The sequence below is a fragment of the Paenibacillus aurantiacus genome, assembly GCF_042431225.1.
GTDB lineage: Bacteria > Bacillota > Bacilli > Paenibacillales > Paenibacillaceae > Paenibacillus_Z > Paenibacillus_Z aurantiacus.
The window spans coordinates 112,885-137,138 of sequence record NZ_JBHMDO010000029.1 but is presented as its reverse complement, the minus strand read 5'-3'; the positions used below and the strand labels follow the sequence as shown (position 1 = coordinate 137,138).

Genomic DNA, 24,254 nt, shown 5'->3' with positions numbered 1-24,254 from the left:
CCGACCTTAAGAGGTGCCCATAACCTGGACTTCCACGAGATGATTCCAGGCGTTCGTCGAACTGCCGTTCGACCAGATCCGGACGTAACGCGCCTGGACGGGGGAGAAACCGATCGACTTGCCCGACGCCGTCTCCGCATACTCCGCGTCTGCTCCCGCACCGAGACCCGCGCTGTTGTTGCCGTCGTTATTGAACACGGTCGTCACGCCGCTCGAGAAATTAGCGGTGTTCGACAATTGTACAATGGAGTCCCTGTAAGTTCGGCCTCCGTCGTAATAACGCCACAGGTTGATCGCGCTTACGTTGTAGACGGCGCCGAGATCGATCTGCGTCCATTGCAAGCCTTGATCCAAACCGGCATAACTGGTTCCGGGACTTGTCGCTCCGTCCGTCACGCGTTCCGGGTTGTTAATGTAGCTGCTCGAGGTCGCCGTTTTGCCGGCCGCCACGTTCGTCGGTGCGACAGTTCCCGCCGGGCGTTCGTGCACGCCGCGATCCGGACTTCCCGCGTACAACGGATTGCCCCAGAAATCGCGTCCGCCATTGTTGGCAATCACCGTGCCGCTATCAATCGAAGGCGACCCGTTTTGCAGTTGATAACCCGCCAAGGTATCCCGTCCGATACCGCCCGAACCCGGATTGACGAACTTCGGATCCGTCGTCAGCTTCTGCGCATCGTTCGGCGTCGAAGAGAAATTGCCGTGGAACGTATTATTGCTGTACGTATAGGAACCGCCCCAGCTGTTCGTCGTCGTATTGCCCATGTAAGAGAAGATGTTGTTCTTGAACGTCGCCGTTCCGCTGTTCGTATTGAACATCCGTGCCGTTATCCCGCTTTTGACGTAGAACACGTTGTTATACAGGTTGGCGTTAATCGGATTCGTTCCCGTAATGAGGTAATTGCGGTCGTTCTGGCTGATGTTGTATCGGAAGACCGCATCGCGGGAATATTCCGTGCCGTAGCTGATAAAGAGAACCGCGCCGCCTTCATTGTCATGGCTGTAATTGTACTGAAACAGCGTCCGATTCGTTCTGGCGTCGGCGTCCCACGCCATGCCGTCCTTCGTCGTCTTCCCGTTGTAGGCCTCGTTGTACTGGAAGACAGCATCATCCGTCGAGTACGCCCACATGCCCGCATTATAGCTGACATTGTAATTACGGCCGCCGAAGCCGTCGATCGTGTTGTATTCGATCAGCGGCGATTGGAGTCCCTGCGCCACGATTCCGTCCCCGCCGATATTGGACATGAAGTTATTGCGAACGACCACGTTCGTGCTTCCCGTCCACGGACCTTGGCCGCCCGTCTCGCCCGTTCGGTTCGACCAGGATGTCCACGTCAAGGTGATCGCTTCGCGGTCCAGATCGCGGATCGTATTGTTCTCGATCCGGATGTCGTTGAACTTCGTAACCGTCGATCCGCCTTCGATCTGGAAGAACATGCCGCCGGTGTCTTTGGCCGTATTGTTGTTCGTGTGCGGAATATTCGGCCATACGTCGTGAATGACGAGATTCCGGAAATACAAGTGATCCACCGTTCCGAAATCCTTGGCGTATACATAAATACCGCGACGGGTGAATGAATCGCCGTAGTTGGCAGAAATATCCAGGTTGTTGATCTCCCAATACTCCTGATTGGACAGTTTCAATGTCTGATTGGATGTCTGGCTGCCTACGAACGCGGGCTTGCTGCCACTGCCGTACATGTCGACGGCGATCGGATTGCCGCTTGCTCCCGAGCCCTTCGGCCACAGCTCGCCGCTCCACACGCCTCCGGCCTTGAACAGGATTCGATCGCCCGGACCGAATACCGTCGCATTAACCTTGGCCAGCGTCTTCCACGCGGAACCTTGGGTTAATCCGCTGTTGCCATCGCTGCCTCCCACGGCATCGATGTAATACGTCGTATTTTGCGCATGAACCTTGACAGCGCTTACAGATCCGCCCGCGATGACCAAGGCGCAAGAGAGCAAAACGCTCCATCCTCTTGATGCTTTATGAAACATCATTCCACAACCCCTTTCCAGCTGGTATTCAGCCTAATTATAGATTTGGATCGAGACCTTGCTGTATAGATAAAAAAGGGATAAACACTGCGGATTATCATGAACTATTTTGCACCTGCGAGGTCAGCATAGTTTTGTGCATAGCCATCTTATTTTTCCCTATACTTCGCGCCGAGTTGCTCAATTGCGCGCCGCGATCCACCTCCCGTTCGTAAAGTCAGGTATCGCCACCGGATGCCCGCCCATTGCGATCGATTCCTCGGACAGCACGCTGATGCACATCCATGAGGCCATATCGTACACATTGATCGGCGTCTGTTCTCCCTTTTTAACGCACTCGAAGAAATCGTCGAACACGAGCCAATCCATGCCGCCGTGACCTTCCCGGATCCCTTCCTCGCTATATTTCTTCCATAATGAATGGTCATACTGTTCGCGGTAACGTTCCACATTGCCCCAATGGCGCTGCCAGTTGAAGTGCTCTTCGTCATGAACGCCGTCGATGTAGATCGAATGGTTGTCTTCCATAAACATCCCCTTCGTTCCTCTTACCGTGAATCCCCTCGAATAAGCTCTCGGCAGCGTTGTGTCCAACGTGATCGTAATCGTCTCCCCGCGGGCGCACCGAATCACCGTCGTGACGATATCACCTTGCGCGTACTCCGATTCAGGCCAGACATGATGCGGGTCTTTCTCTCTATTCCTATACTCGCGAAGCCCTAACCACCCGAACAATGGACGATCTCCCCGAATACGCCCAGCTTCGCCATGTTTAGCGCCATCATCTCATCTCTGCCGTAGCAGCAGTTCTCCATCATCATGCACGGCACGTTGGTTCGCTCGTAAGCCTCAACTAGTCTCCAGCACGAGCGCAACGAGTAGGCACCGCCGACTTCGCAAGCTGCGTACTTGCCCGCCTCCATGGCCGCGATCGCGATGTCGATGTGTGCAGCCCAAGAAGTGCCGATGAATACGGCGTCTATTCCCGCCATCGTCATGATCTCCTCATACCGCTGCGTAGCGAAGGGACGCTTCCCGCTCATCTGCTCCACGCGATTTGCCGCCGCCTCCCGTCTGTCCGCGTACAGATCGCAGACGGCCGCAACTTCGACGTCATTCCTATTCAAGAAGACGAGATCGAGCAGCCCCATGCTGCGACCGCCCAATCCGATGATGCCGAGTTTGATCGTTTCCTTCATCTTCAACCCTCCTCGGAAAACAAGGGCATTCCGTCGATTGTCGAAGAAATGCCCTTCGTTCGTCATTTCGTAATTACGATGTCGTCGATGTACGCGCTTGACGTCCCGGAAGGTTTGTACGCATAAATCGTGGCGCTCGTGTTCGTGCTTCCCGTTGTAAAGGTTACGGAGCCTGCCGTATAGGTTGTGCTCGAGATGCTGGCGAATTGCTGCGAGCCTCCATAATTTTTGACCCCGATATGAACGGGCTCGCTTGAATTCCCTGTCTTGGCGAAGCCGGTCAACGTATACGTCGTGTTCGGGCTTAGCGTCACGACTTGCTCGGCCGACACGGGACCTCCCGCCAATTGCAGCGCATACGAACCCGTTCTCGCTTGGGTATTCACGACCGCTGCCGCATTCCAGCCATACCAGGAACCCAAGCCTCCCGATTCGAATCCGCCGTTGCTAACCGGACTCTTCTGAACCGAGAAGTCATCCCCGTAGGCGACCGCCGTACCGGATGGCTTATACAGGTAAATCGTGGCCGTCGTATTGGCGGCGCCCGTCGTGAAGGTGACCGTGCCTTTCGCGTAGCTTACGCCAGTCATGCTTGCGTACTGCTGCGTTCCGCCGAAGTTTTTGACCCCGAGATGGACGGGCTCGGCGCTGCTTGTCGTCAACGCATAACCGGTCAACGTGTAGGTTGTGTTCGGTTGGACTTGGATGACCTGCTCCGCCGAGCTTGAACCTCCGGGCAACCGCAAGGCGTACGTACCGGACTTCGCATTCGAACTGATGACGCTCGCCCCGTTCCAGCCCGACCATGGCGACAACGCGCCCGATTCGAGCCCGCCATTGGCGACCAAATCGCTGGGTAGAGGCGCCGTCACGCCCGCGCCGTTATAAGCTCCCCGGTTCGGCGCGGCCGAGGCGGACACCGCATTGCCCCAATAATCCTTGCCGCCGTTGCCCGCGATGAGCGTCCCTGCGCCCAGTGCTGGCGAGTTCGCCAACAGCTTGTAACCTTCTACGGAAAGGCGACCGGTACCGCTGCCTGGGCTAGCCAGCAGCGGATTGGCCGTCGATTTGTTCGGATCGGAAGGCTCTCCCGCCGTATGGACGCCGTAGATCGTATTGGAGTTGAACGTCAAGTTCGCGACCGTGTTCAATCCGTACCAGGTACCCGCGCTTTCCAGGTGGAAAATATTATTGTAGAACGCAACCGATTTCGGATATCCGCCCCAGGAATTGGCATAGATCGGAGATGCGGTCTGACCTGCGCCCAAATAAAGCGTATTGTTGTAGATTTGCACGTTCGTGATCGGACCGGCCAACTGGAAGATGCGGGCGCCGTCGTTCTGGCTAATATTGTAGCGTACGATGCCGCCGTCGTTTTTGGCTGTTCCCGGCTGCGTCACCATCATGAACCCGCCTTCGTTATCGTGGCTGTAGTTGTATTGCATGATCGTACGGGATTGTCCGTAATCGATATCGAAGCCCTGACCGTCCAGCGTCGTTTTGCCGTTGAACGCTTCGTTATACTGGATAATCGTGTCGTCCGCATTGTAAGACCAGATGCCCGCGTTCACCATTCCGGAGCGTCTGTTGAACCCGTTCACCGTGTTGTATTGGACGATCGCGCCCGACGTATTCTGAGGCACGATGCCGTCACCGCCGACATCGGTTACATAATTGTTCTGGATCAACACCTTCGTGCTGGGATACCAGTTATATGTGCCCGTGCATTCCGCATCCGGCCGGCACCAGAAGTCGGAGTTCAAATCGATGCCGGTCCGGTCGACGCGGGGTCCCACCGTATTCCCGTCGATCTTGACATCGTTGTAGTTGGACGGAACAGAGCCTGCTTTCGTTCTGACTTTGATGCCCGAGCTGCCGTTCGCGTCTTTGACGTTATTCCCGTACACATCGTGAATGTTGTTGCCGACGAGATAAATATGGTTCAAGGTGCCGCTATTCTCATTCACGACGTAGATGCCGCTTCGCTTGGAGCTCGCGCCGTTATCATTGATGATCTCGAGGTTGTGGATCTCCCAATATTCCTGATTGTACAAATACACCGTCGCCTCTTGCCCATTGCCGTTGAAGAGGGGCGCATTCCCGGTTCCGTAAGCATCCACAACGATCGGATTGCCGCTTGCTCCGCTGCCTTTGGGCCACAGCATCCCTGTCCAAGATTCGCCTTTCTTAAATAGGATCCGGTCGCCGGGCTGAAAGGTCACGCTGTTCACTTTCGTCAGCGTCTTCCAAGCGGCGTTGGAAGCCGTCCCGGGACTTGCGTCATTACCGCCTGTCGCGTCCACATAATAAGTTGCCGCTGCCGCCGAAGCCGCTGCGCCGATCAAGCCGAATAGAAACAGGCATGCGGTCAGATAGCCGGTACGAATCATTGTTCTCACGCCAATTCGCCTCCTTTTGATTTCCATGTGATCCTGCTCTTCAAGTTAGCCTCCCTGCCTTGCTGTTGCTGCTGCAAGCGCTTCGTAACGACTGGTGTAGCGGACCTCCGCGTTACGCAGAAGTCCTTCCAAGTAGGTCTCGAACGCCGCGTCCCTGTATCGATTGACCACCTCCTCTCGTACTTCGGCGAACGGTAAGTAGCCGGATGCTTCCCGTTCTGCGCACAGCAGAATCATGTAGGTTTGATTCTCCATCCATAGGTCGCTGACTTCGCCCTCTCTCATTCTCGTCGCGAGATCGTACAATCCGCTACGATATTTGGAGATTTCTCTGTAATTGCCGGGATCGATGCGCTCGATTGCCGCTGCGCCAGACTCTGCGCCGGCGGCGTCGAAGAGCTCCATGAACGTTGCCCCGTCATCCAATTGCGATTGCCATTCTCGGATACGCTGCTCGTTCGGCGCCATCAGTTTGTACAACGTAATGCGATCTTGTTTTCTGGCAAGCGTCTCCTTATGGCGGTCGTAGAACGCAAGCAGCGCCGACTCGGTCAACGTCAAGCGCTGCTGCGACCAAATGTTCTTCACGGATTGGAACAGAAGCGATTGCCGATAATCGTAATAAGCGCGCAAGGCATATTGCTTCGGTCCATAGATCACCTCCCCGCGCTGCAACGCTTGGGATCTGCGTTGGTTCTCCAGCTCCCATTCCTTCACGAAGGCCGCGTATGAACTGTCGGCTAGCAAGCCGCGACTGACCGCTTCCAGCTGCACGAGCTTCGCTTTCATGACGTCTCGCATTGCGTCTTCGTTCCCGTTCCCTTGCGGATGCGATATTGCATTCAGACTGCCCCCGGGACGGGTAAATAGCTGCAGCTCCTCCGCTTCAATTGGCGCTCCGTTCATGAATGCGATCGCATGCTCGTCGGTCGCCGGCGACCGCCCCCCGCTAGTTAAGAACACGGCATATAAAGCGCCGATTACCGCTGCGAATGTTAGGACGGCAAGGAAAATGGCCATCCGCTGTTTCATGCCCATGCCCCCCGCTTATTAACGATGCCTGCTCTTATTCCTTCACATAAGTCTCGATTAGTTGTACCCAGCGGCTGTAGCCGCGCCCCGTGAGATGGCACCCATCATCCGTATACTCCGCATCCATCTCGTTCCCGTTCAGGAAATGCCCGTACAGATCGAGGAACGGAACGTCGAGCCGGCCGCAAAGTTCGGCTAATCGACTATTGAAACGGCGGATCGCCTCATTCTGAAGCTGATGGTGGTACACGCCGTTATTAACGGGAAGCAAACTTTGGACATACAGGCGGGTTGCGGGGAGCGCTTGCTTTATCCGGACCAACAACGCCTCGTAATGATTCAGGATAACGGCGTCTTCCTTGCCGTCGTAGACGTCGTTGATGCCGATCATCAGAAAGAGTTTGCGTGGCTCGAGCGCAAGGATCGCATCCAATCGCTGCGCCAACGCCGCGACGCGGTCGCTGTCAATGCCGCGGTTCACGACCTTCACATCCGCAAAAAACTCCGACCATTGATTCCGCTGCGTCAGGCTATCCCCCGCAAAAACGACGGCGTCGCGAACGGGCGGCAATACCTCGAACAATCCCATCCTGTTCCTATAGGTCGGGAACGACGTGCAGGCCTCTACCGGCTCGGCTTCGTCGCCGGCTTTCAACCACTCCAGCGTGAACGATCCGAACGGGATGTCCATGTTGTTCCAATCCGAGTAGTCGAAGACGCGCTCGTACAAAATGCCGACCTCCCCGTTCGCCAGCGCGGTCAAGCAGGAATACCCAAAGAACCCTTCCTCCACAACTCTGCTGTACGGCCAGGTTATGCCCCCGTCTTCGCTTAACCGGACGGTTCCTTTCACTCTTGTCTTCTCATCGCTCGGATTGGAGAAGAGGACGCGAACTTTGCCGTCGCCCTGGTCGGGATATAGGATGACACTGGACTGGCAAGTCGGGTCTGTCAGCGCCATGTCGAAGGTAACCTCGCCCCAGGTTTGCCCGCCATCGTAACTCGAAGCAATGGCTGTTCTCTGGACTCCCGCATGATTGCGCATATACGCCCTGACCTCTCCGGAAGGCAGCTCGATGACTTGGGTTTCGGTCAAATTATGCCTGTTCTCCGCAAGTGTTCGCGCGGACAACGTCTCGCCATCAACGATCCTGCCGTCGTTCGGCGATTCGCCTCGCCGCCAAGTGACGCCATGATCGTCGCTATAAATGCAGGCACATGACATCTGATAGGCTTCGTTCGAGAAGTAGATCGGGAACAACAATCGTCCGGCATGCTTCCCATGCATCAGCTGTATGCCGCAGCCCGGCCCGGAACCGATAAACCGCATCCATTCCTCTTTCACCATCGGGTTCAAGTCTCTTGGCGTAGACCAGGTCACGCCATCGTCTTCGCTTTGAATGATCTGAAGAAACGATGTCCGCGCTTCCAGCAGACTTTCATCGGCATCTGTGCCTTGCTTGAAATAGATGTTCCCCTGCGGCCGATCCTGCTTGAATACGTTGCCTTGCGGGTCAACTTTGTAGTCGGTGATCAGACCTTCCCCATTCGTGACGGTTCCATCTGTCTCCAGCGCATATTCGCTTCCTTCCCGGTCATATAACAGTCTTCGTCCGTCCGTATCGAATCCGCGCCCGGCATTGCTGTTCCATAGCCCGATTCCTCCGGGCGTATGGCAATAGATCATAAATATGTTGCCCGTTGTCTGATCCTGCAGCAGCGAGGTATCAATCGCCGCCGCCCCATCGAGACCTTCTCCAGCGAACGCGACCAGCTTCTGCACCTCTCCCCACGTCTTGCCGTGATCTTCGCTCCGTCTAATGGTGGCATCGATCTGATTGGGATTGTCAGTCTGATCGGCGATTCTGGCGTCGATACCCGCGATGACCGTACCCTTCAACGTCGTAATCATGGATGGGATACGGTAGGCTTTCGACCCGGCTAGATCGGGATAATAGACGGGCTGCGGATGAAAATTTGGCACGCTTGCTCACTCCTTTGTTGGTGCTGCCTTCAACACCTTTCATCCTGTATGCAGCCATATTATAATGAAAACTTAGTTTCGTTCCGTATAGATAAAAACGTTATTTTCGCTGTCCATTCGTATGAAATTAAGTTCCTGATTTGAATTCATGGCAATGTCCATATTTATCGAATTTTTTTCTATACCCATTCAAGTTCCTGCTCGATACGATTGCTTAATAAGGGGGCAACGCCTATGTACAAAGCTATCATCGTAGATGATGAGAGATGGATTCTAGAGGGCATTAAAGCGGGCGTTGATTGGGAGAAATACGGCTTTCAAGTCGTGGGCGAAGCGGAGAACGGACAGGAGGCGCTGAAGCTGATCGAGACGCTCTTGCCGGACTTCGTGCTGACGGATATTAAAATGCCGCTCGTCAGCGGACTAGAGCTGATTAAACGAGGCAAAGTCCTCTCGCCTCACACCTACTTCGCCGTGCTAAGCGGACACGCGGAATTCGCCTATGCGCAGAAAGCATTGAATTACGGCACGTTCGGCTATTGTCTGAAGCCCTTCGAGATCGAGGAGATCGAAGGATTATTGGAGCGGCTCGCACACACCCTCAACAACCACGCCAAGTCCGAGCCCCATCAAGACTCAGAGGATCTATATGAAGTGCTATGCTCAGGCAACGAGGAGCTTCTGAAGGAGAAACTGGCTAACGCCGGCATGCCGCCAAGCGCCGGACTTCCCGTCACGCCAATCGTCATTCACGGCTATGCTCCCGCTCCATCCGCGGATCTTATCCATCTTCGCTTCCGCATGTCCAGAAGACGCATAGGCTGCTTCGTATACAGCCATGAAGTCCAGAGCTTCCTAAGCTCGCTTGACTTCTCTGGCAACAGCCCGGAATTCAGCGTTGGCGTCGGCTTGCCCTCTTCCTCTCCGGTCGAGCTCGTAGCCGCGCTGGAGGCGGCCTCCTTCGCGGCTTACGGTTCCTTCTCGACGGGAAAGCGCGGCATCTTTCATGCGTCAGAGCCTTCGGGGTCGCCGATCGACGATCTGCTCACGGAGCTGGCCGACGTGCTTGCCCGGAAGGACAGCATTCGGTTCACCGCGGTCATGGAGTCCTGCAGACCTTTATTCCACCGCGGTCTGCTGTCCATCAGGGACGCGAATCTGATCTTTAATACCGTGATGTACCTCTTCACTAGAGAAGGCGTCAACGTGCAGACCCGGTTCCTCGATGGCTATGACCAACTCTATTACGACTTTGGCCAAGCCGACGCGATGATCGATTATCTCGTGATGCATACGCTCAACCACTTCTCGGACGAGCTGTCTTCTCGACTTGCAGGCGTCACGCATAGCCGGATTAAGGACATTCTGCGGTATATTCATCATCACTTTAACGAAGAAATTTCGGTCCAAAGCTTATCCGAGAAGTTCCACCTAAGTCCCACCTATCTTTCCCAGCTATTCAAGAAAGAGGTCGGGGAGAACTTCGTGGAATATTTATCTCGCCTGCGCATCCGATACGCGTGCAAGCTGCTGGCCGAGACGAATATGACGGTCAGTCAGATCGGCGAGAAATGCGGCTTTAACGACTACTTTTATTTCACCCGCATCTTTAAGCGTCTTAACGGCATGACGCCGACTCAGTACCGGGAGGCGCGATGAGAGCGATCAAGAAGCTATCCATTCGGACGCAGGTGCTGGCGATCGGCGCGATTCTGCTTGCCGTGATTCCGCTTGTCGGCATCATGGCCTTCCGGCAATCCAGCGAAGTGATCGTCGATCAGAACACGCAATACAACATGGAGCTCGTATCCAATTTGAAGCAGCGCGTATCCGACAATTATGCCAAAATCTCGGCCGTCATGGTCAATATGGGCTACGACGCGACCGTACAAGATTTTCTAGCCGAGAACGACGATTACCGGACGTACGAGCTGTCGAAGAAAGTAAACAGCCTAATGGGCGTCATCAAAAGCACGACCCCGGATATCATCGACATTATTATCGTGAACGCATCCGGCAAGCACAGCACGTTGACGGGCAAAATCACGATCGCGCAGCGCATGATGGCCAACATGAAGGACAGGGATGTCGATGTCCACTACGGCGGATTTATTCAAAATGATCCCTCGCTCGGCCGTGATATGTTCCTGTTCGGCATGAATTTGTTCGCTTCGCGCGATACGTACCGGTACGGCGAGAAAATCGGCTTCATCGCGGTTGTCCTGGACGCCAAATCCATTCAATCCGAAATCGAGAAATTCCCACGATTGGCCGGCACGAGCATCTATCTTCGAACGAACGGCGAGCTGGCTTACGCGAACGAGGGCGGTTCGGTTCTTCATCTAGACCAAGAACGCCTAGCGCTCTATTCGGATTATGGGGAAAGCGCGATTGTCGAGAAGATCAACGGCAAGTCGTACGCGATTCAGTCGTTCGCTTTGCCGGAGATTAACGGCAATATCGTATCGGCAGTTCCGATCGGCAAGCTCGTCCAAGAGCTGGACGGACTGAAGCGAACGAGCTATATCATGCTGCTCATCACGCTTGCGCTTGTCACCATTCCGTATTTCATCCTCATGATGAATATTTTGAAGCCGCTCGGGAAGCTGATCGCGTTCATGAAACGGCTGAAGAGCGGCAATCTGGAGGTGCTTCATACGAAGGTGGAGCTGGAGGGTTATGCCGAGATCGAGGTAATCTCGACCCAGTTCAACACGATGCTCAACCGGATCAACGATCTGACGCAGCAGCTGCTCGAGACGACAGGCGAGCTCTACCAAGCAGATATCGAACGGCAGCGAGCGGAGATGTCGTTCTTGCAAAGCCAGATCAAACCGCATTTCTTAAGCAATACATTGGATGCAATCAAAGGCATCGCCATTGTGAAAGGGAATCGGGAGATCTATGAGATGACCGCGGCCTTAAGCCGGATGCTTCGTTACAGCATCAAAGGAACGAACGAGGTCACGCTGGAGGAAGAGCTGAAGATCGTCGCCGCCTATATTACGATTCATCAAGGCAGGTTCCCGGGACGCATTCAGTTCGAGCAGTATCACGTACCGGAGCTGCAAGACATCCTTATCCCGAAAATGATCATCCAACCGCTCGTCGAGAACGCGCTGACGCACGGGCTGGAGCCGCATGAGAATGGCGGCAAAATCGTCATTCAATCGGAGCTGCGGGAAGACCGTTATGTGGAGATTACCGTGACGGACAATGGCGTCGGCATCGATCCGGAACGATTAGCGAGACTTCGGGACACGCTTCGTTCGACGGACCGCGCAGCCAATCAACATATCGGCATGAAAAACGTGAACGACCGGATTCGGCTCCATTACGGGGAGGATTACGGGATCGAGATCAATAGCTGGTTCGGCAGCGGAACGGTCATCCGTATCCGATTGCCTTACGTGCCGGCATGAGTGACGAACAAACGGGGCAGAGAAGCGGCGCATTGCCGCCTCTCTGCCCGTTCTCGTCAACGGCTGCGATGGCAATCGCGCTGCCATTTGGCGTCAGGCGATGAGCCTTCGGACGTTCCACCAAAAGGCGCCAAAGGGATGTTATCCCTCTGGCGCCTTTCCAACAACTATACGAGAAGAACCGCTCCCTCAACCGATAGCGCTTAGCCCGCCTCCGTTCTACTTAGCATCATGCCGAGCGCCCCCCGGACATCGCCCGCCAGTTCGCGGAATCCCCCTTGCTGCACGATCCGGCCGTTCTCCATGACGACGACTTGATCCGCGCCGCGGATCGTCGACAGCCGATGCGCAATGACGATGATCGTCATTTTGCCATGGAGGCGTTCCAGCGCTTCTTGGATCAGCGCCTCGTTCTCGCCGTCCAACGCGCTGGTTGCTTCGTCCAGAATCAGGATGGCGGGCCTCCGCAGAATCGCTCTGGCCAGCACGATCCGCTGACGTTCTCCGCCGGACAAGCGGGCGCCCCGATCCCCGAGAACGGTATCGAGTCCGTCCGCCAGATCGCGGATGAAGTGATCGGCCGCTGCGAAGCGCAGCGCTTCCCACATCTCCTCTTCAGAGGCTCCGGGAGCGGCGGCCGACAGATTGTCCCGGATGCTGGCGTGAAACAGGAACGGATCCTGCGAGACATAGCCCACCGTACGGCGCAACGCCAGTGCGCCCTCTCCGGTCAGGGGCTTGCGGTCGATGAGCACCTCTCCATGCTCCGGGACGGCAAGCCCGACGAGAACGTCGACCAAGGTGCTCTTGCCCGCTCCCGATTGGCCGACGATTGCCGTCGTGCCGGCCGCAGGGATGAAGAGACGGATATCTTCGAGCGCGTAAGCGGAGGCATCCGCCTCATAACGGTAATAGACGCCTTTGCATTCGATACCCAGCTTAAGCGCCGCCGGGCCTGCTTCGATAAGTTCTTTCTCTACGTCCATCGATTGGACGCCCGCCAGTTCCGACTGCAAGTCGGCCAGCGCCTTGAACGCGGGGAGCGATTGAGCCAGCTGCTCCGCACCGGACTGCAGCGACTGAAACTTCGGCCATAGGCGCGAGAAGATGACCAGAATCAGAGCGAGCTTCTCCGCCTGGACGTGCAGCAGGGCAAGAGCCGCATATGCGAACAGCACGATCAGCAGCGCGGACGCCGCTTTATAGGCAAAACGGGAACTGGCCTGCACGGTCGAAAAGTCGACCATATTCCGCTCCATCCGGCTGCACAGCTCCCGGAACCAGCCGTAATGTTGGCGTTCCAGGCCGCTGCTCTTGATTTCTTTCATGCCGCCCAAATGGTCGGTCAGCCCGGCCAAGTACAGCTGCATGAGGGAAGTCGTCGCTTCCCCGATTCGCCGGGACTTACGGGTATATCGACGCGCGAACAGCGCCAACAGCACGCCGCAGCAGAGTACGCCGACCGTCAATTCGACCGACAGCCACAGCGCCAGACCGAGCTGGACGAGCGTAAACAGCAGCGTCATGGATTGCTGGAGGAACAAGTAGACCCCATAGCTGACCCGGGATAGCTCGCCCGTCAGATAATGGATAAAGTCGGACCGGCGCTGCTTCAGGAAGAACGACCAATCCGCCTGCAGCATCGCGCGGTACAGGTCTTGGCGAAGCTTACGGATAAATCCCTGCTCGATCTGCTCGCTCAGGATGCTGAGCCGGCGCTGCAGCCCGGCCTGGCCGATCAGGATTGCCGCAAATATCGCGAGCGCCGCGGGCAGGCCCATCCCATCCGGCAGCTCGCGAAGCGGAGCTGGCATGTGAAGCGGCAGCGTAAACCCGTCGGTAGCGGCGGGCCCGGCCAGACCGGCCAGCGTGAGCAGCGGGAGGAGCAGGACGACACCCGCTCCTTCAAGCAGGCTGGCGGCCAGCATGCCGACCATGCTCACATACAGCTTCAGCCCCGCGAATTGCCTCAGTTTGCGCACATAAATGAATAACTCCTTCAAATCGGGCTTCCTCCTCAGCTGCCGGATACCGCGGCTCGGATACGGTCGACGAGCTCGTATGCCGTGAAGCCCGGTCCCTCAGGCCTTCTTAAGCGATAGACCGGAATTTGACCGGCCAACTGCGCAATGGCAGAGAAATGCCACGAATCCTCCCCAAACTGCGGAATCAGAAACTGCCGGAACGTATGCATCCGCAAAACCGACAGCGACTCGAGACCCTTGTACGGCGCCAGCTCGATCTCCTCCTCCTCGGACTTGGCGAGCTCGAAGACGCCGGCCAGAGGCATCGGATCCGCGCAAAACCTCGAGCGGACCGGTACGGCATATTTGGTCTCGTAGAGCGTCTCGAAGCTCCGCCTATCGAGTCCGAACCGGTCGAGGCTTTGCTGCCACAGCTTCTGCTGCGGGTAGGCGGGCTGTACGATCGGCCGGCCATGTGGGCCGGCCTGCGACACGGCAATGACATCGTCGCTCAGCAGCCTGTGGCCCCGTTCGACGAACGCCTTCGCCAGCGTCGATTTGCCAGCGCCGGAATCCCCGACGATCGCATACGCCCGGCCGTCGATGAGAACGGCGCTACCGTGAAGCGGGAGTATCTTGCGCTGGATCAAGATAGTGCCCATGCAGGTGCCGAGGACATAGAGACGACGCGCCCTCTCCTCCGAGCCGGGCAGCGGAGAGACGCCGATCTCCCGCCCTCCGCTCACGCTGAAAATGGCGATATCCGGCACATAGAACAATAACCGGTCCGGAAGAAACGCGTAATAGTCGCCCGGCACTTCGTGCTCCCGCCACACGGATTCAAGATCCTCCAGACGGATGTCGATATCCGCCCAATCCGGCTCCTGCGGCTTGCCCGGGAGAAGCTCCGGCAGCTCGATTTCGCTTGCGATTCGCAGGCCGAAGGAAGCGTACACCTTCTGCTGCTGAACGTTCGATTCCATGATGATCCCCCTTTTTTTGTTAGCTGGACAACCCGCCGCCCCGTTTTCTACGGGAAACAGACCCTTATACGCTTCGCGTGCATAAGGGTCTGTTTTCCATACTAAAAGAGCGTTATCTAGGAAGCATGCGGCTTGCCGTTGTTCGCGCCTTTGCCGTTCTTGTCCGGATACAAACCGTTCGGTCCGCCCATTGTCGCGGAGACGTCCAGCACTTCCAGGTTCGGTTGCTGCCAGTCTTTTCTCATGGTATCACCTCCTTTCAAGTCTTCGATCCGGATAACCGGCGAAGGAATCGATAGACGATCAGGCTCTGCATGACGATCCGCGCGTCGGGATCGAACGCCGCCTCCACCCTGGGCGAAGGGCCGAGTTTCTGAAGCGACTGCCGAATCTGGTCCGTGTTCAGATACGCGGCCGCGGCTGGATCTGCGCACAGCTGCCGCACCTCATCGGTCAATGCCGGCCAGGAGAAGCGCATGCGGTGAATCCAATCCGCTCCCTGCACGCCGCGTACCCTCTGATTGAGACGGACCTCTTCCGGAAGCATGCCTGCCGTAGCCCTGCGGACAAGCGCCCGGTCCATGCCGTTTTGGACGAATTGCTCCATCGGAAGGGAGAGACAGAACCGGATCACCCGCGGATCAGCCGTCGGATCGCGCTCGGCCACGCCGTATTGAAGCGCCAGCTTGGTTGCCGATGTCCCCTGATGGTTGGCCGCGGCCAAATTTTCGAACTGATACGCCCTTGAAGCATGCTCGCTCCACTCGGATAATCCGACATCATGGCCTTGAAGCTTCTCCATCACGTTCGTTCGCCTGGCGAGCTCCGGATGAATCAGCGAAGGCCGTTCTTCTTCGGACCGCCGTTTGGAAGAATGTCTCCCCTGGCGCAACGCCAACCCTGCAATATAAGGCAGCCATTTCTTGCGGCCGACCCCGTTATAGCGGCCGAAAGCCTTCAATTCGGCATTCAGCCGTCTCCATTGCAGCCTCCGCAAAAGCCGGGCATAGTAGTCCGGCGCCGGCCCCCACGAGATCGTGAAATTACCTGCCGCCCCGTTCAACAAAACGCCGATCCCCTTCCGGCTCGCTTCCTCGAGCATGCCTTTGATCCAGATCGAATTCTCGAAAAATTTGTAAGGCGCTTCCATAAGCCCAATCAATTCGTCGACCTCGTCGAACGGACTGCGCCCGGCAAAATCCAAGCGGCGGTTCGAGATGTTCCCGACATGCCGGACCGTTGCTTGAATGAACGGGGATTCGTCGGCCTCCATGCTCTTGTGCGTCCAGTCGACGAAGTCGGCCGGCGGTACGCTGCTGAAAGTATGCAGCGTCCTCCCTTGACCGCGCAGCGATTCGGCCGCGAAACTTACGACCGCGCCCGAATCCAAGCCGCCGCTCAGGCTCGCGCCGACCTCCCCGAATGTGCGCAGCCTCGCTTGGACCGCTTCGCGGAACACCTGACAGAAGGCCTCGACGTAATCTCCATCCGTCTTCAGCTTGAGCGGCTTCTGCGGAACGGCGATCGCATCGTACTGCCGCAGCCTCAAACGTCCCCCGGTCAGCGAGAAGGAATGACCGGGCGGAATCTGCCTGATTCCCCGATAGGCCGTGGCATGCACGTCGACCGTATCCAGAATGACCGGGATGGCCAGAAATTCCGCCAGCCACGACTCGTCCGCCTCACGCCTGATGCCGGGCAGCTCCAGCAGCGGACCGATAACGGTGCAGAAAGCGAACCGGTGCTCCCCCGCGCTGTAATAGAGCGTTCGGTTGCCCTGCAAATCCCTCGCCCCGAACAGCCTGCTGCGCTTCGCGTCCCAGATCGCGAACGCATAGTCGCCGATTAAATACCTCGGCGCCTCGTCTCCCCAAGCCTCGTAAGCACCAAGAATCAATTCACTGTCCGTCACCCCTGCGCGCATACCGCGTTCGATCTGCAGCCGGTCGAACAGCTCCTCCCGATTATCCAGAATGGCATCGGCCGTAATGGCCCGCCCGGTCCGCTCACAGTAATAAGGGAGCCGCTCGCCGCGCGATTCGGGCGTGATCCACTGCGCATGGCAGCCGAAGGCTGCATGCGCTGTCCGCCACATTCGCCGATCGTCGGCCGGATAACGCTCCAAGACCTGCATCATTCGTTCGAGCTGGCGGTCATCCGGCGACAAGCCCGCATGCTGGACGATTCCTGCGATGGCACTCATGTGAATATCTCCAATTGGTATCGTTATTTTGATACGTTACGTATCGTGAAGAGCAAAAAAATTTCCTTACTCCTTAACTATTCGCGACCCTCCGTAGTTTTCGGTCCGTCCTGTCGCAATCGGATGCATTTCTCGAACGATTCCTTCCCGATATGGCGCATCGCCATGATTTGGCTAAGGCTGAGCTGCAGTAACTAGACGGTGACAGGGTTCGTTATGAGGCCGTGGTTTCATACCGCAAAAAAATGCCAACCATTGGAAAACCAACGGTCAGCATTCTTATTACGTTCCCTGACATGCATGCGGCCGCACGCAACCGCGCTCACGTCAACTTATCCATTCATGACTCGGATTCGAATAATTTCTCGCCGCGATGCAGCCGCCACGCAATATGCGCGGTACGAGGCAATTCCCGGGCTGTCGGCGCATGCGCCGCCAAATAACGCGCGCATGCGATGAGCATGACCTCTCCGGCACGCGAAGCAAAATCGCCCGGCATGTTACGCCAGTGGTCGAATTCCGTTACCGCCGCTTCGAACAGTTGAAAGGAATGGAACTCCGCATCTTCGCGCAATAAGCTATGGCCAAGCGCTTGGATTAATGCGGCCGGATCCCGATCGGCCTCGAGGTACGCCGACACCCAGCCCGCAGCCTCCTCCACCTGCTGACGACGATCCAGAAGCGACAATAATTGATCCGTCGAGGCGTCGGCTATTTCGCTCCGATAGACGTCTGCTTTTGGCTTGGGCGCTCGCGGGACATTAAGGAACCGGTCGTGGTAGAGTGCGATGGCACCGAAGAAAAGCGCGCGATTCAGTAGTGGCTCGGCAGACCGAATCATTCTCTCATGTACAGCGTGCGCATAGGTGAAGGTGTGAAGCACCGCGATCCAGTCTCTAAAATCATTTTGAGTATGGAATCGTACGATTCGTTCAGCTGCCGCGAGCGCGATCAGACGCGCTATATGCGCTGCCGGAACGCCATTCTGCAGCGCCTCTTCCATTCGGCCAAGTGTCGTCAGGGGCTGGTCGCTTAGAAGTTGTTCTACGAATGCTTCGTCCTCAAAGACGATCTTGCCGGGTTCGGCCGAACGATTTGCTGCAGGACCGCAAGCTTGCATCCGTTCGAATATTTCCTTCAGGGGAGTCACGAGATCTACAGGCGCTTGCCAATGATGCTGTTCTTCGCCGCGAGAGGGGTTGCTCATCATGGGCGTGAGAGAAGCGAGAATTTTCGTTGCCATATCCGGCCCGCAGACGGCGAGCATTTCAAAAGCTTTGTTGTGGAAGTCGAACGTGTGGCCGCCGTCTAGATAGAAATGATCCGTGACGGCTACCAGCATCATATCCGCCAGCAATTCCGGCGAACTCCCGCCCGCGAGCGCAGTTAATAACACCTTCTCTGCTCCTTGCGTATCGCGAACTTCTATACATTCGCGATACCAGCCGGCGAGGCGTTCGATGGGCAGTTCGGTGCTCGGTAAAGGCTGCAGCAACCGGCGCGGCGCACTTCCCGCGCCAGAACGCGCGACATGGGACAAGCCGTGGAATAACGCTAAGATCCGGCCGTTTTTATCCAACTTCGGCAGCACGTTTCTCATCGCGGCAAGTATGGTCAACCCGCTGCCCCACCCTCCTCGTTGAGCCGTGCCAAAGTCAATCCCAATACGAACGATCTCGTCTTCCGATACGCCGGCTTCGATGAGTCCAACGACGGCTTTGGCGATAACGATGCCGATATTTTGCTCGAGCCCCTCCTGCAGCCGTTGCCTAAGTTCGTCTCTGTTCATTACGCGTTTGGGCGCGGCATGTACCCAGACTTCGCCTTGTTCGATTCTCACCTCATGAGCCAAGGCATCGTCCGCCCAAGGATCAAGGGTACCGCCGCTGCAAAGATCGAAACGGGCGTGGTGCCAATGACAGGTTAAGATCCCGTTGCACAAGCTCCCTAAATGCAAGGGGAAGCCCAAATGCGGACAGAGATTGTCAACGGCCGCCGCACCGTCCTCGTGAGCGAACACGGCGATTCCGCCTTTCACGACTTTAACGCCTTCTGCTTGCAGTTGCTCCAGTCTGCCAACGTGAATCCAATCCGCAGCTACCATTCATTGTCCTCCTTTTCACATTGCCTGAGCTAGAGGGCTACTCCATCCTATCCTTTATTTGTTTAATACAAGTTTAGAGTACAGGGATAGGATTTACCTCGGCAGAAAGTTGGAACATCACTACGACTTTAGCCTGAGGCGAGTGATCGCCGATCAGCAAGATAGCTAGCACGACAAAAAGAGCAACTAATCAATAGCTGCTCTAGTGATTCCGGTCACGATGGCGATGCGCCGCTGGTCGGGTTCTCGACGTCGTAAGCCAAGATCAGCCTTTACTTCGCGGCGATGTGCATATCCTCCCTCTGCCTGGCGATATAAGTGCGTAAACTCCCCCGATACATCGTACGCAGCGCATTCGTCTGCTCGAAATCATACGGGGTAGTGAGCTCGGACGGTTTGGCGCTGACGGAGATCCCGTTCTCCTCCAGCATCGCGGCGACGAATTGCGTGCAGAAGTAAGCCCGCTCGCGCCTGATTCGCTTCTTGAGCAGTATGCCGAACAAGCCGAGCAGATTATATTTGTATTGGTGCTCATTCCGCTTAATCTCTTCGATTCTGGACTTCATCCGCGCGAACGATTCCCGGTCGACCTTGCAATAGAACACGGCGCACGTAGCGCCCTCAAACAGCTCGCCCCGTACATCTTCCCGTACGAATCCGCCGATCCACGGGTTCTTCGGGCACTTGCGGCCAAAGCTGTACACTTCCTCGAGCGACGAGTCCAGCGCAATCGAAGCATGGTTCAACGGCACCTTGGTGAATAGCTTAATGAGCCTCGTGAAGATCGTCCCCGTATCGGTCAGCAGCACGTATACCTTCAAGCTATCTTCCATAACTTTCTCCCCTAGCACTATCGTTATGCTTATAAGGATAAGGGATGAAACCCGTTTCGGAATCGCTCTGTGGCACGGTTCGATGCTCGACCGCAGACGGGCACGAAGACAAGTCGGAAGATCAGGTTACAGCGTTCCCCTAGCGAGTCGGTCGCCAAGGAGACCGGACATTGGGCGCCGCTGCTGGAAGACGGTGCCCGCTCGGCATGCCACGTCGTCGGGGATATGGCGAACGCACGCTGCAGGCGGAATCCCTAGCTCCATGTTCCGTTGCCTACATAAAAAAGATCCGCTAACCAAGCGGATCCTCAATGTGCATCTTCCGGTCTGTACAAGCTAGACCTTAAACTTTGCCACCTCATTGCGCAATTGTTCCGAAATCCGGTCCAGTTCGTTCATACCATGTACCATTACCTCAATGGAAGCATTTTGCTCCTCCACATTAGCAGATACCGATTCTGCCGAAGCAGCCGTTTCTTCCGTAATAGCGGCCGTGTCCGTCATGGATAACAGCAGTTGTTCCGAATTCATCGCGAGCTTATCCAGTGTACCACGGACGAGATTGAGGCTTGTACTCGTTTCATCCACATGGCGCTTAATTTCCAGGAATGCTTCATTGCCGGTGGCCATACGGATTGTTAACTGGTCAGCCAATTTCGTATTCTGTTCCATCTTGAGAACGGAAGCCTTCGTCTCCTCTTGGATCAGGCGAATTAATGAAGCTATATCTTCGGCAGATTTCCGTGACTGCTCAGCTAGATGGCGAATTTCTTTGGCTACAACTCCAAAGCCCCGTCCATGCTCACCGGCCCGTTCCGCTTCAATGGAAGCGTTGAGTGCGAGCAAATTAGTGGTTCCGGAGATGGCTGTGATCGCCGTCACAATCTCATCGATCTGCATGGACCTTTCCTTTAATTTATTCATCATGATCATGGTCTCATGGGTAGATTCATTGATTTGCCCGGCTGCACGAACAGCTGTACTGATCTCCAATTCACCTCGCACCGCGATCCCGTTCGATTGATGGGATGCATCGGCAGAACGTTCAATCGCCGACTGCGCCTCTATGATTTGCTTCCGATTGTCCGCCAATTTGTCGACCATTTCTGTCGCATACTCGGACTGTTTTGCGGCTCCTTCGGCGACATCCTGCGTGATTGCAGCCGTTTGCTCAGCAGCGCTACCCGCTTCAGTGGCTGATTGGACGGTTGTACTCGATATCCCTTTGATCGTATTGGCATGATGTGCGACCTGAGCGATGATCGTACGCAGATTAGCGATAAATTCATTGATGGAACCGGCCAAACGACCGATCTCATTGCGAGAGAGGATCGGAATTGTCTGCGTCAGATCTCCGCCTTTCTCCACGAGAGCACGGATCTCACGGTCCAAGCGATGAATGGGGGACACGACCTGGCGCGTGACAAACAGATATAACAGGCCTATAAAGACGACAATTGCCACTACGAATGCGATGCCGCTGATAATCAAATTTCTGTATATCGGTCCCATCAACTCGCTCACGTACATCACCGTGACAAGCTTCATCCCGGTTTCCCCGATCGGCGCATAAGTCACATAAACATTGTTGCCGCCCACAACGGACCTGAACGTCCCTCCAGCCGCAGCGCTCAGGATTATTTTCGCTTGTTCGGGTTCAAATTCGCCCTGCTCATCGGTGATTTTATTGTTCAAGTTTTTATTTGCATCTTTATGGGCGACATAGGCTCCGTCCGAGGCAACCATCATGGCATAACCCTTTTCCCCTACAGTCAGGTCTGCTATTTTCTTCTGCAGTTCTTTCAAATTCAAGTCGACTGTCGTGACGCCGACGGTCTCACCGTTCTTCAAGATGGCGCTTGTCATGGTAAGCATTGAAGATCCGGAAACTGGATCTAGATAAGGCAGGGACCAAACATCCTGCAGTCCCTTAAAGCCGTTAACATACCAGGTATCTTTCAGATAATCGTATTCGCCTGTGCTATATGTCTCATCCAACCGGATGCCGTCTTCATATTTATAAGCATATCGGGAAAAGATTCTTTTTTGGGGATCAAATTGGTTGGGTTGAAACCAGAATCCAGATCCACTGATCAGCGGATCCGCCGCAGCGTAGGATAAAGCCGATGCTTCCAGCAGACTTAAATCTTTCAGCTCAGCACGGCTTGCGGTAAGCGATAGTGCTTCCGATAACGTCCGTGATTTTTCCAGTGCGTTGTTGATCTCACTGGCGGTTGCATCCGCTTGATAAATCAGCTTTTTCTCGGCGTCCTTGAAAACCTGATTCTGAAATTGATAAAAACTGAAGATGGATTGTGAAATGAATATGATGACTGCCATCAGCGTCATGATGAGGATAAAGATGAATTTAATGCTTCTCATTGTGCAGGCTCCTTGGTGTAAAAGACATGGTTCAATTGAAAAAGTATATTAAGTGTAATACGACGAAAGTCCTAGGTCAACAATCCCGTTTGATTCCCATGACGGTAACTGTTAGCAAATAAGTGAAAGGCTGAACGTGTTTCTCAAACCTCGTATTTCTTCATAATAAAAGTGCCGCCCGATCGCTCAACGACAGAAGGAACAGCTAGCCATTAAAAAGCGTCAAGAACATCGAATTGTTCTTGACGCCTCTATACGGTTACTATACTTGATACGCCATTGTCACTGCACTAAATCTGCACCTCGATGCCCGGTTCGGATGCGTTGATCGGCTTGACGAGCGCTTTCTTCTCCCATGCCCGGCTTCTCCAGCGAAGCAGCATCATGAACCCGCGCAGCCATTCATCCACCGCAAACGCGATCCAGATTCCAAGCAACCCGAATCCGAAATGGATGCCCAGCGCATAAGCGAGCGGCACCGAAACGCCCCACATGGATAGCACGCCTATAAAGACAGGGAATCGCGCATCTCCGGCTGCGCGAAGCGAATTGATGATGACCATATTAAACGTCCGGCCAGGCTCGAGCACGATAGACAGCAAGAATATCGTCGCGCCGGCGGCGATGATATTCGGATCTTCCGTGAACATCCCCATCAGCTCATGGCGGAATATCGAGGCTGCGCCTACGATAACGAACGTGAGAACAAAGCTAATTTTCACGCTCTTCATCAGTCTTTGGTAAGCCGCATTCATATCCCCTGCGCCTACCATTTGGCCGACTATGATCTCCGTACCCGCACCGATCGCAAGCGCAAGCGCCATGTAATAATTCGAGACGTTCATGACATAGACGTGCGTATTCAGCGCCGTGACGCCAATGAGGTTAACAAATGAGATGACCATCAGGTATTGCGACTGATAGGACAGATGCTCGCCAGCGGCAGGCAGACCGACGCTCAAGATTTTCTTCACGTACGAACCGTTCCAGGTAATGTAATCCTTGAACTGAATCGGCGATGGAATGGATCGGTATAGAATCACGAAGAGGACGATGATCCCGACCAAGCGGCTGGCAACCGTCGAAATCGCCGCTCCCGTAACACCCCATTCCGGAAAGCCGAAACTGCCGAATATAAGCAAATAATTGCCGGCCAGGTGGATCGCATTGACGCCTAAAGTGACATACATGACGCTCTTGGTCTTCCCATGTGACCGTATAACCGACGAAATGGCGTAAGAGAGTGCCTCGATCCAAATAAAACCGCCGATGATTTTTAAATAGCCTCCCGCTATTTCGATCTGCTCGGTGCTCAGATGCATGAGCCGCATCAGTGGTTCACCGAACCAGAACATAACGATGCTGACGAGAATGCCGAATACCAGATTAATCGTGATGGCGAGCGCCGAGATGCGGCTTGCTTCCTGCTCGCGCCCCGCCCCAATATATTGGGCGACCACTACGCTGGTACCGATGCCGACAAAGCCGAACATCAGAATACAGAAAAAAATGAGTTCGTTGGCCAGTCCCACCGCCCCGGTCGCCGTGTCCGAAATGCGGCTGATCATAAAGACGTCCACCGTCCCGAGCAGCATCCGAAGAACGGAATCAATAAAAATAGGCCAGGTGACGGCAAAGAGACTGAGCTTTTTCCAGGATGGAATGTGATTTGTTGTTGTCACGGTTTGATGGCTCCCTATATTCCCTATTCGCTGTGCTTACCTTAGTTTAGTGGGTATAGGCGC

The 24,254-nt window shown here is 55.4% G+C and carries 16 protein-coding genes; 2 read left to right on the top strand and 14 right to left on the bottom strand.

All coding sequences use genetic code 11. From position 1 onward, the window contains the following. Positions 1–6: 6 nt before the first annotated feature. From ACFFSY_RS17875 to ACFFSY_RS17850, 6 genes are all read right to left on the bottom strand, one after another. Positions 7–2,007 carry a galactose-binding domain-containing protein gene (locus ACFFSY_RS17875; RefSeq protein WP_377496456.1) on the bottom strand — a complete coding sequence of 667 codons (2,001 nt, stop codon included), beginning with the start codon at positions 2,005–2,007 and terminating at the stop codon, positions 7–9. A gap of 177 nt (positions 2,008–2,184) precedes the next feature. Beyond that, on the bottom strand, positions 2,185–2,739 hold the full coding sequence (locus ACFFSY_RS17870) for a hypothetical protein (RefSeq protein ID WP_377496454.1): 555 nt from the start codon (positions 2,737–2,739) through the stop codon (positions 2,185–2,187). After that, positions 2,724–3,203 carry a Gfo/Idh/MocA family protein gene (locus tag ACFFSY_RS17865; protein WP_377496452.1) on the bottom strand — a complete coding sequence of 160 codons (480 nt, stop codon included), beginning with the start codon at positions 3,201–3,203 and terminating at the stop codon, positions 2,724–2,726. Before ACFFSY_RS17865 ends, ACFFSY_RS17870 begins: the two co-directional genes overlap by 16 nt. Before the next feature lie 62 nt (positions 3,204–3,265). After that, complete coding sequence (locus ACFFSY_RS17860; RefSeq protein WP_377496512.1) at positions 3,266–5,593, bottom strand: carbohydrate binding domain-containing protein; 2,328 nt, start codon at positions 5,591–5,593, stop codon at positions 3,266–3,268. Between the two features lie 54 nt (positions 5,594–5,647). Next, entirely contained in the window at positions 5,648–6,634 is a 987-nt protein-coding gene (locus ACFFSY_RS17855; RefSeq protein ID WP_377496450.1) for a peptidylprolyl isomerase, read from the bottom strand. Positions 6,635–6,668: 34 nt separating this feature from the next. Beyond that, positions 6,669–8,618 (bottom strand): exo-alpha-sialidase, encoded by a 1,950-nt coding sequence (locus tag ACFFSY_RS17850; protein ID WP_377496448.1) that lies wholly within the window; start codon positions 8,616–8,618, stop codon positions 6,669–6,671. Between the two features lie 234 nt (positions 8,619–8,852). On the opposite strand from ACFFSY_RS17850, the gene ACFFSY_RS17845 reads away from it, so the two are divergent. Further along, a complete protein-coding gene (locus ACFFSY_RS17845; RefSeq protein WP_377496446.1) occupies positions 8,853–10,277 on the top strand; it encodes a response regulator transcription factor in 1,425 nt (474 codons plus the stop codon). After that, positions 10,274–12,040 carry a sensor histidine kinase gene (locus ACFFSY_RS17840; RefSeq protein WP_377496444.1) on the top strand — a complete coding sequence of 589 codons (1,767 nt, stop codon included), beginning with the start codon at positions 10,274–10,276 and terminating at the stop codon, positions 12,038–12,040. Before ACFFSY_RS17845 ends, ACFFSY_RS17840 begins: the two co-directional genes overlap by 4 nt. 203 nt (positions 12,041–12,243) lie before the next feature. Here ACFFSY_RS17840 and ACFFSY_RS17835 read toward each other — a convergent pair whose 3' ends face one another. The 8 genes from ACFFSY_RS17835 to ACFFSY_RS17800 all read right to left on the bottom strand — a co-directional run bounded on the left by ACFFSY_RS17835 (position 12,244) and on the right by ACFFSY_RS17800 (position 24,191). Beyond that, complete coding sequence (locus tag ACFFSY_RS17835) at positions 12,244–14,043, bottom strand: ABC transporter ATP-binding protein (RefSeq protein ID WP_377496442.1); 1,800 nt, start codon at positions 14,041–14,043, stop codon at positions 12,244–12,246. A 14-nt stretch (positions 14,044–14,057) separates the two neighbouring features. Further along, positions 14,058–14,987 (bottom strand): HPr kinase/phosphorylase, encoded by a 930-nt coding sequence (locus ACFFSY_RS17830; RefSeq protein ID WP_377496440.1) that lies wholly within the window; start codon positions 14,985–14,987, stop codon positions 14,058–14,060. Positions 14,988–15,103: 116 nt separating this feature from the next. Continuing rightward, the gene (locus ACFFSY_RS17825) at positions 15,104–15,232 is read right to left on the bottom strand and encodes a paeninodin family lasso peptide (RefSeq protein WP_377496438.1); all 129 of its coding nucleotides are present in this window, start codon (positions 15,230–15,232) and stop codon (positions 15,104–15,106) included. Positions 15,233–15,246: 14 nt separating this feature from the next. Continuing rightward, on the bottom strand, positions 15,247–17,190 hold the full coding sequence (locus tag ACFFSY_RS17820; protein WP_377496436.1) for an asparagine synthetase B family protein: 1,944 nt from the start codon (positions 17,188–17,190) through the stop codon (positions 15,247–15,249). Between the two features lie 340 nt (positions 17,191–17,530). After that, entirely contained in the window at positions 17,531–19,294 is a 1,764-nt protein-coding gene (locus ACFFSY_RS17815) for a Rieske (2Fe-2S) protein (RefSeq protein WP_377496433.1), read from the bottom strand. Between the two features lie 272 nt (positions 19,295–19,566). Beyond that, positions 19,567–20,127, bottom strand: coding sequence for a hypothetical protein (locus ACFFSY_RS17810; RefSeq protein WP_377496431.1), 561 nt, complete (start codon positions 20,125–20,127; stop codon positions 19,567–19,569). A 336-nt stretch (positions 20,128–20,463) separates the two neighbouring features. Continuing rightward, positions 20,464–22,509: a methyl-accepting chemotaxis protein gene (locus ACFFSY_RS17805; RefSeq protein ID WP_377496429.1), complete on the bottom strand. Its 2,046-nt coding sequence runs from the start codon at positions 22,507–22,509 to the stop codon at positions 20,464–20,466. A gap of 290 nt (positions 22,510–22,799) precedes the next feature. Further along, positions 22,800–24,191, bottom strand: a complete 1,392-nt coding sequence (locus ACFFSY_RS17800; protein ID WP_377496427.1) for an MATE family efflux transporter — start codon at positions 24,189–24,191, stop codon at positions 22,800–22,802. Positions 24,192–24,254 lie beyond the last annotated feature (63 nt).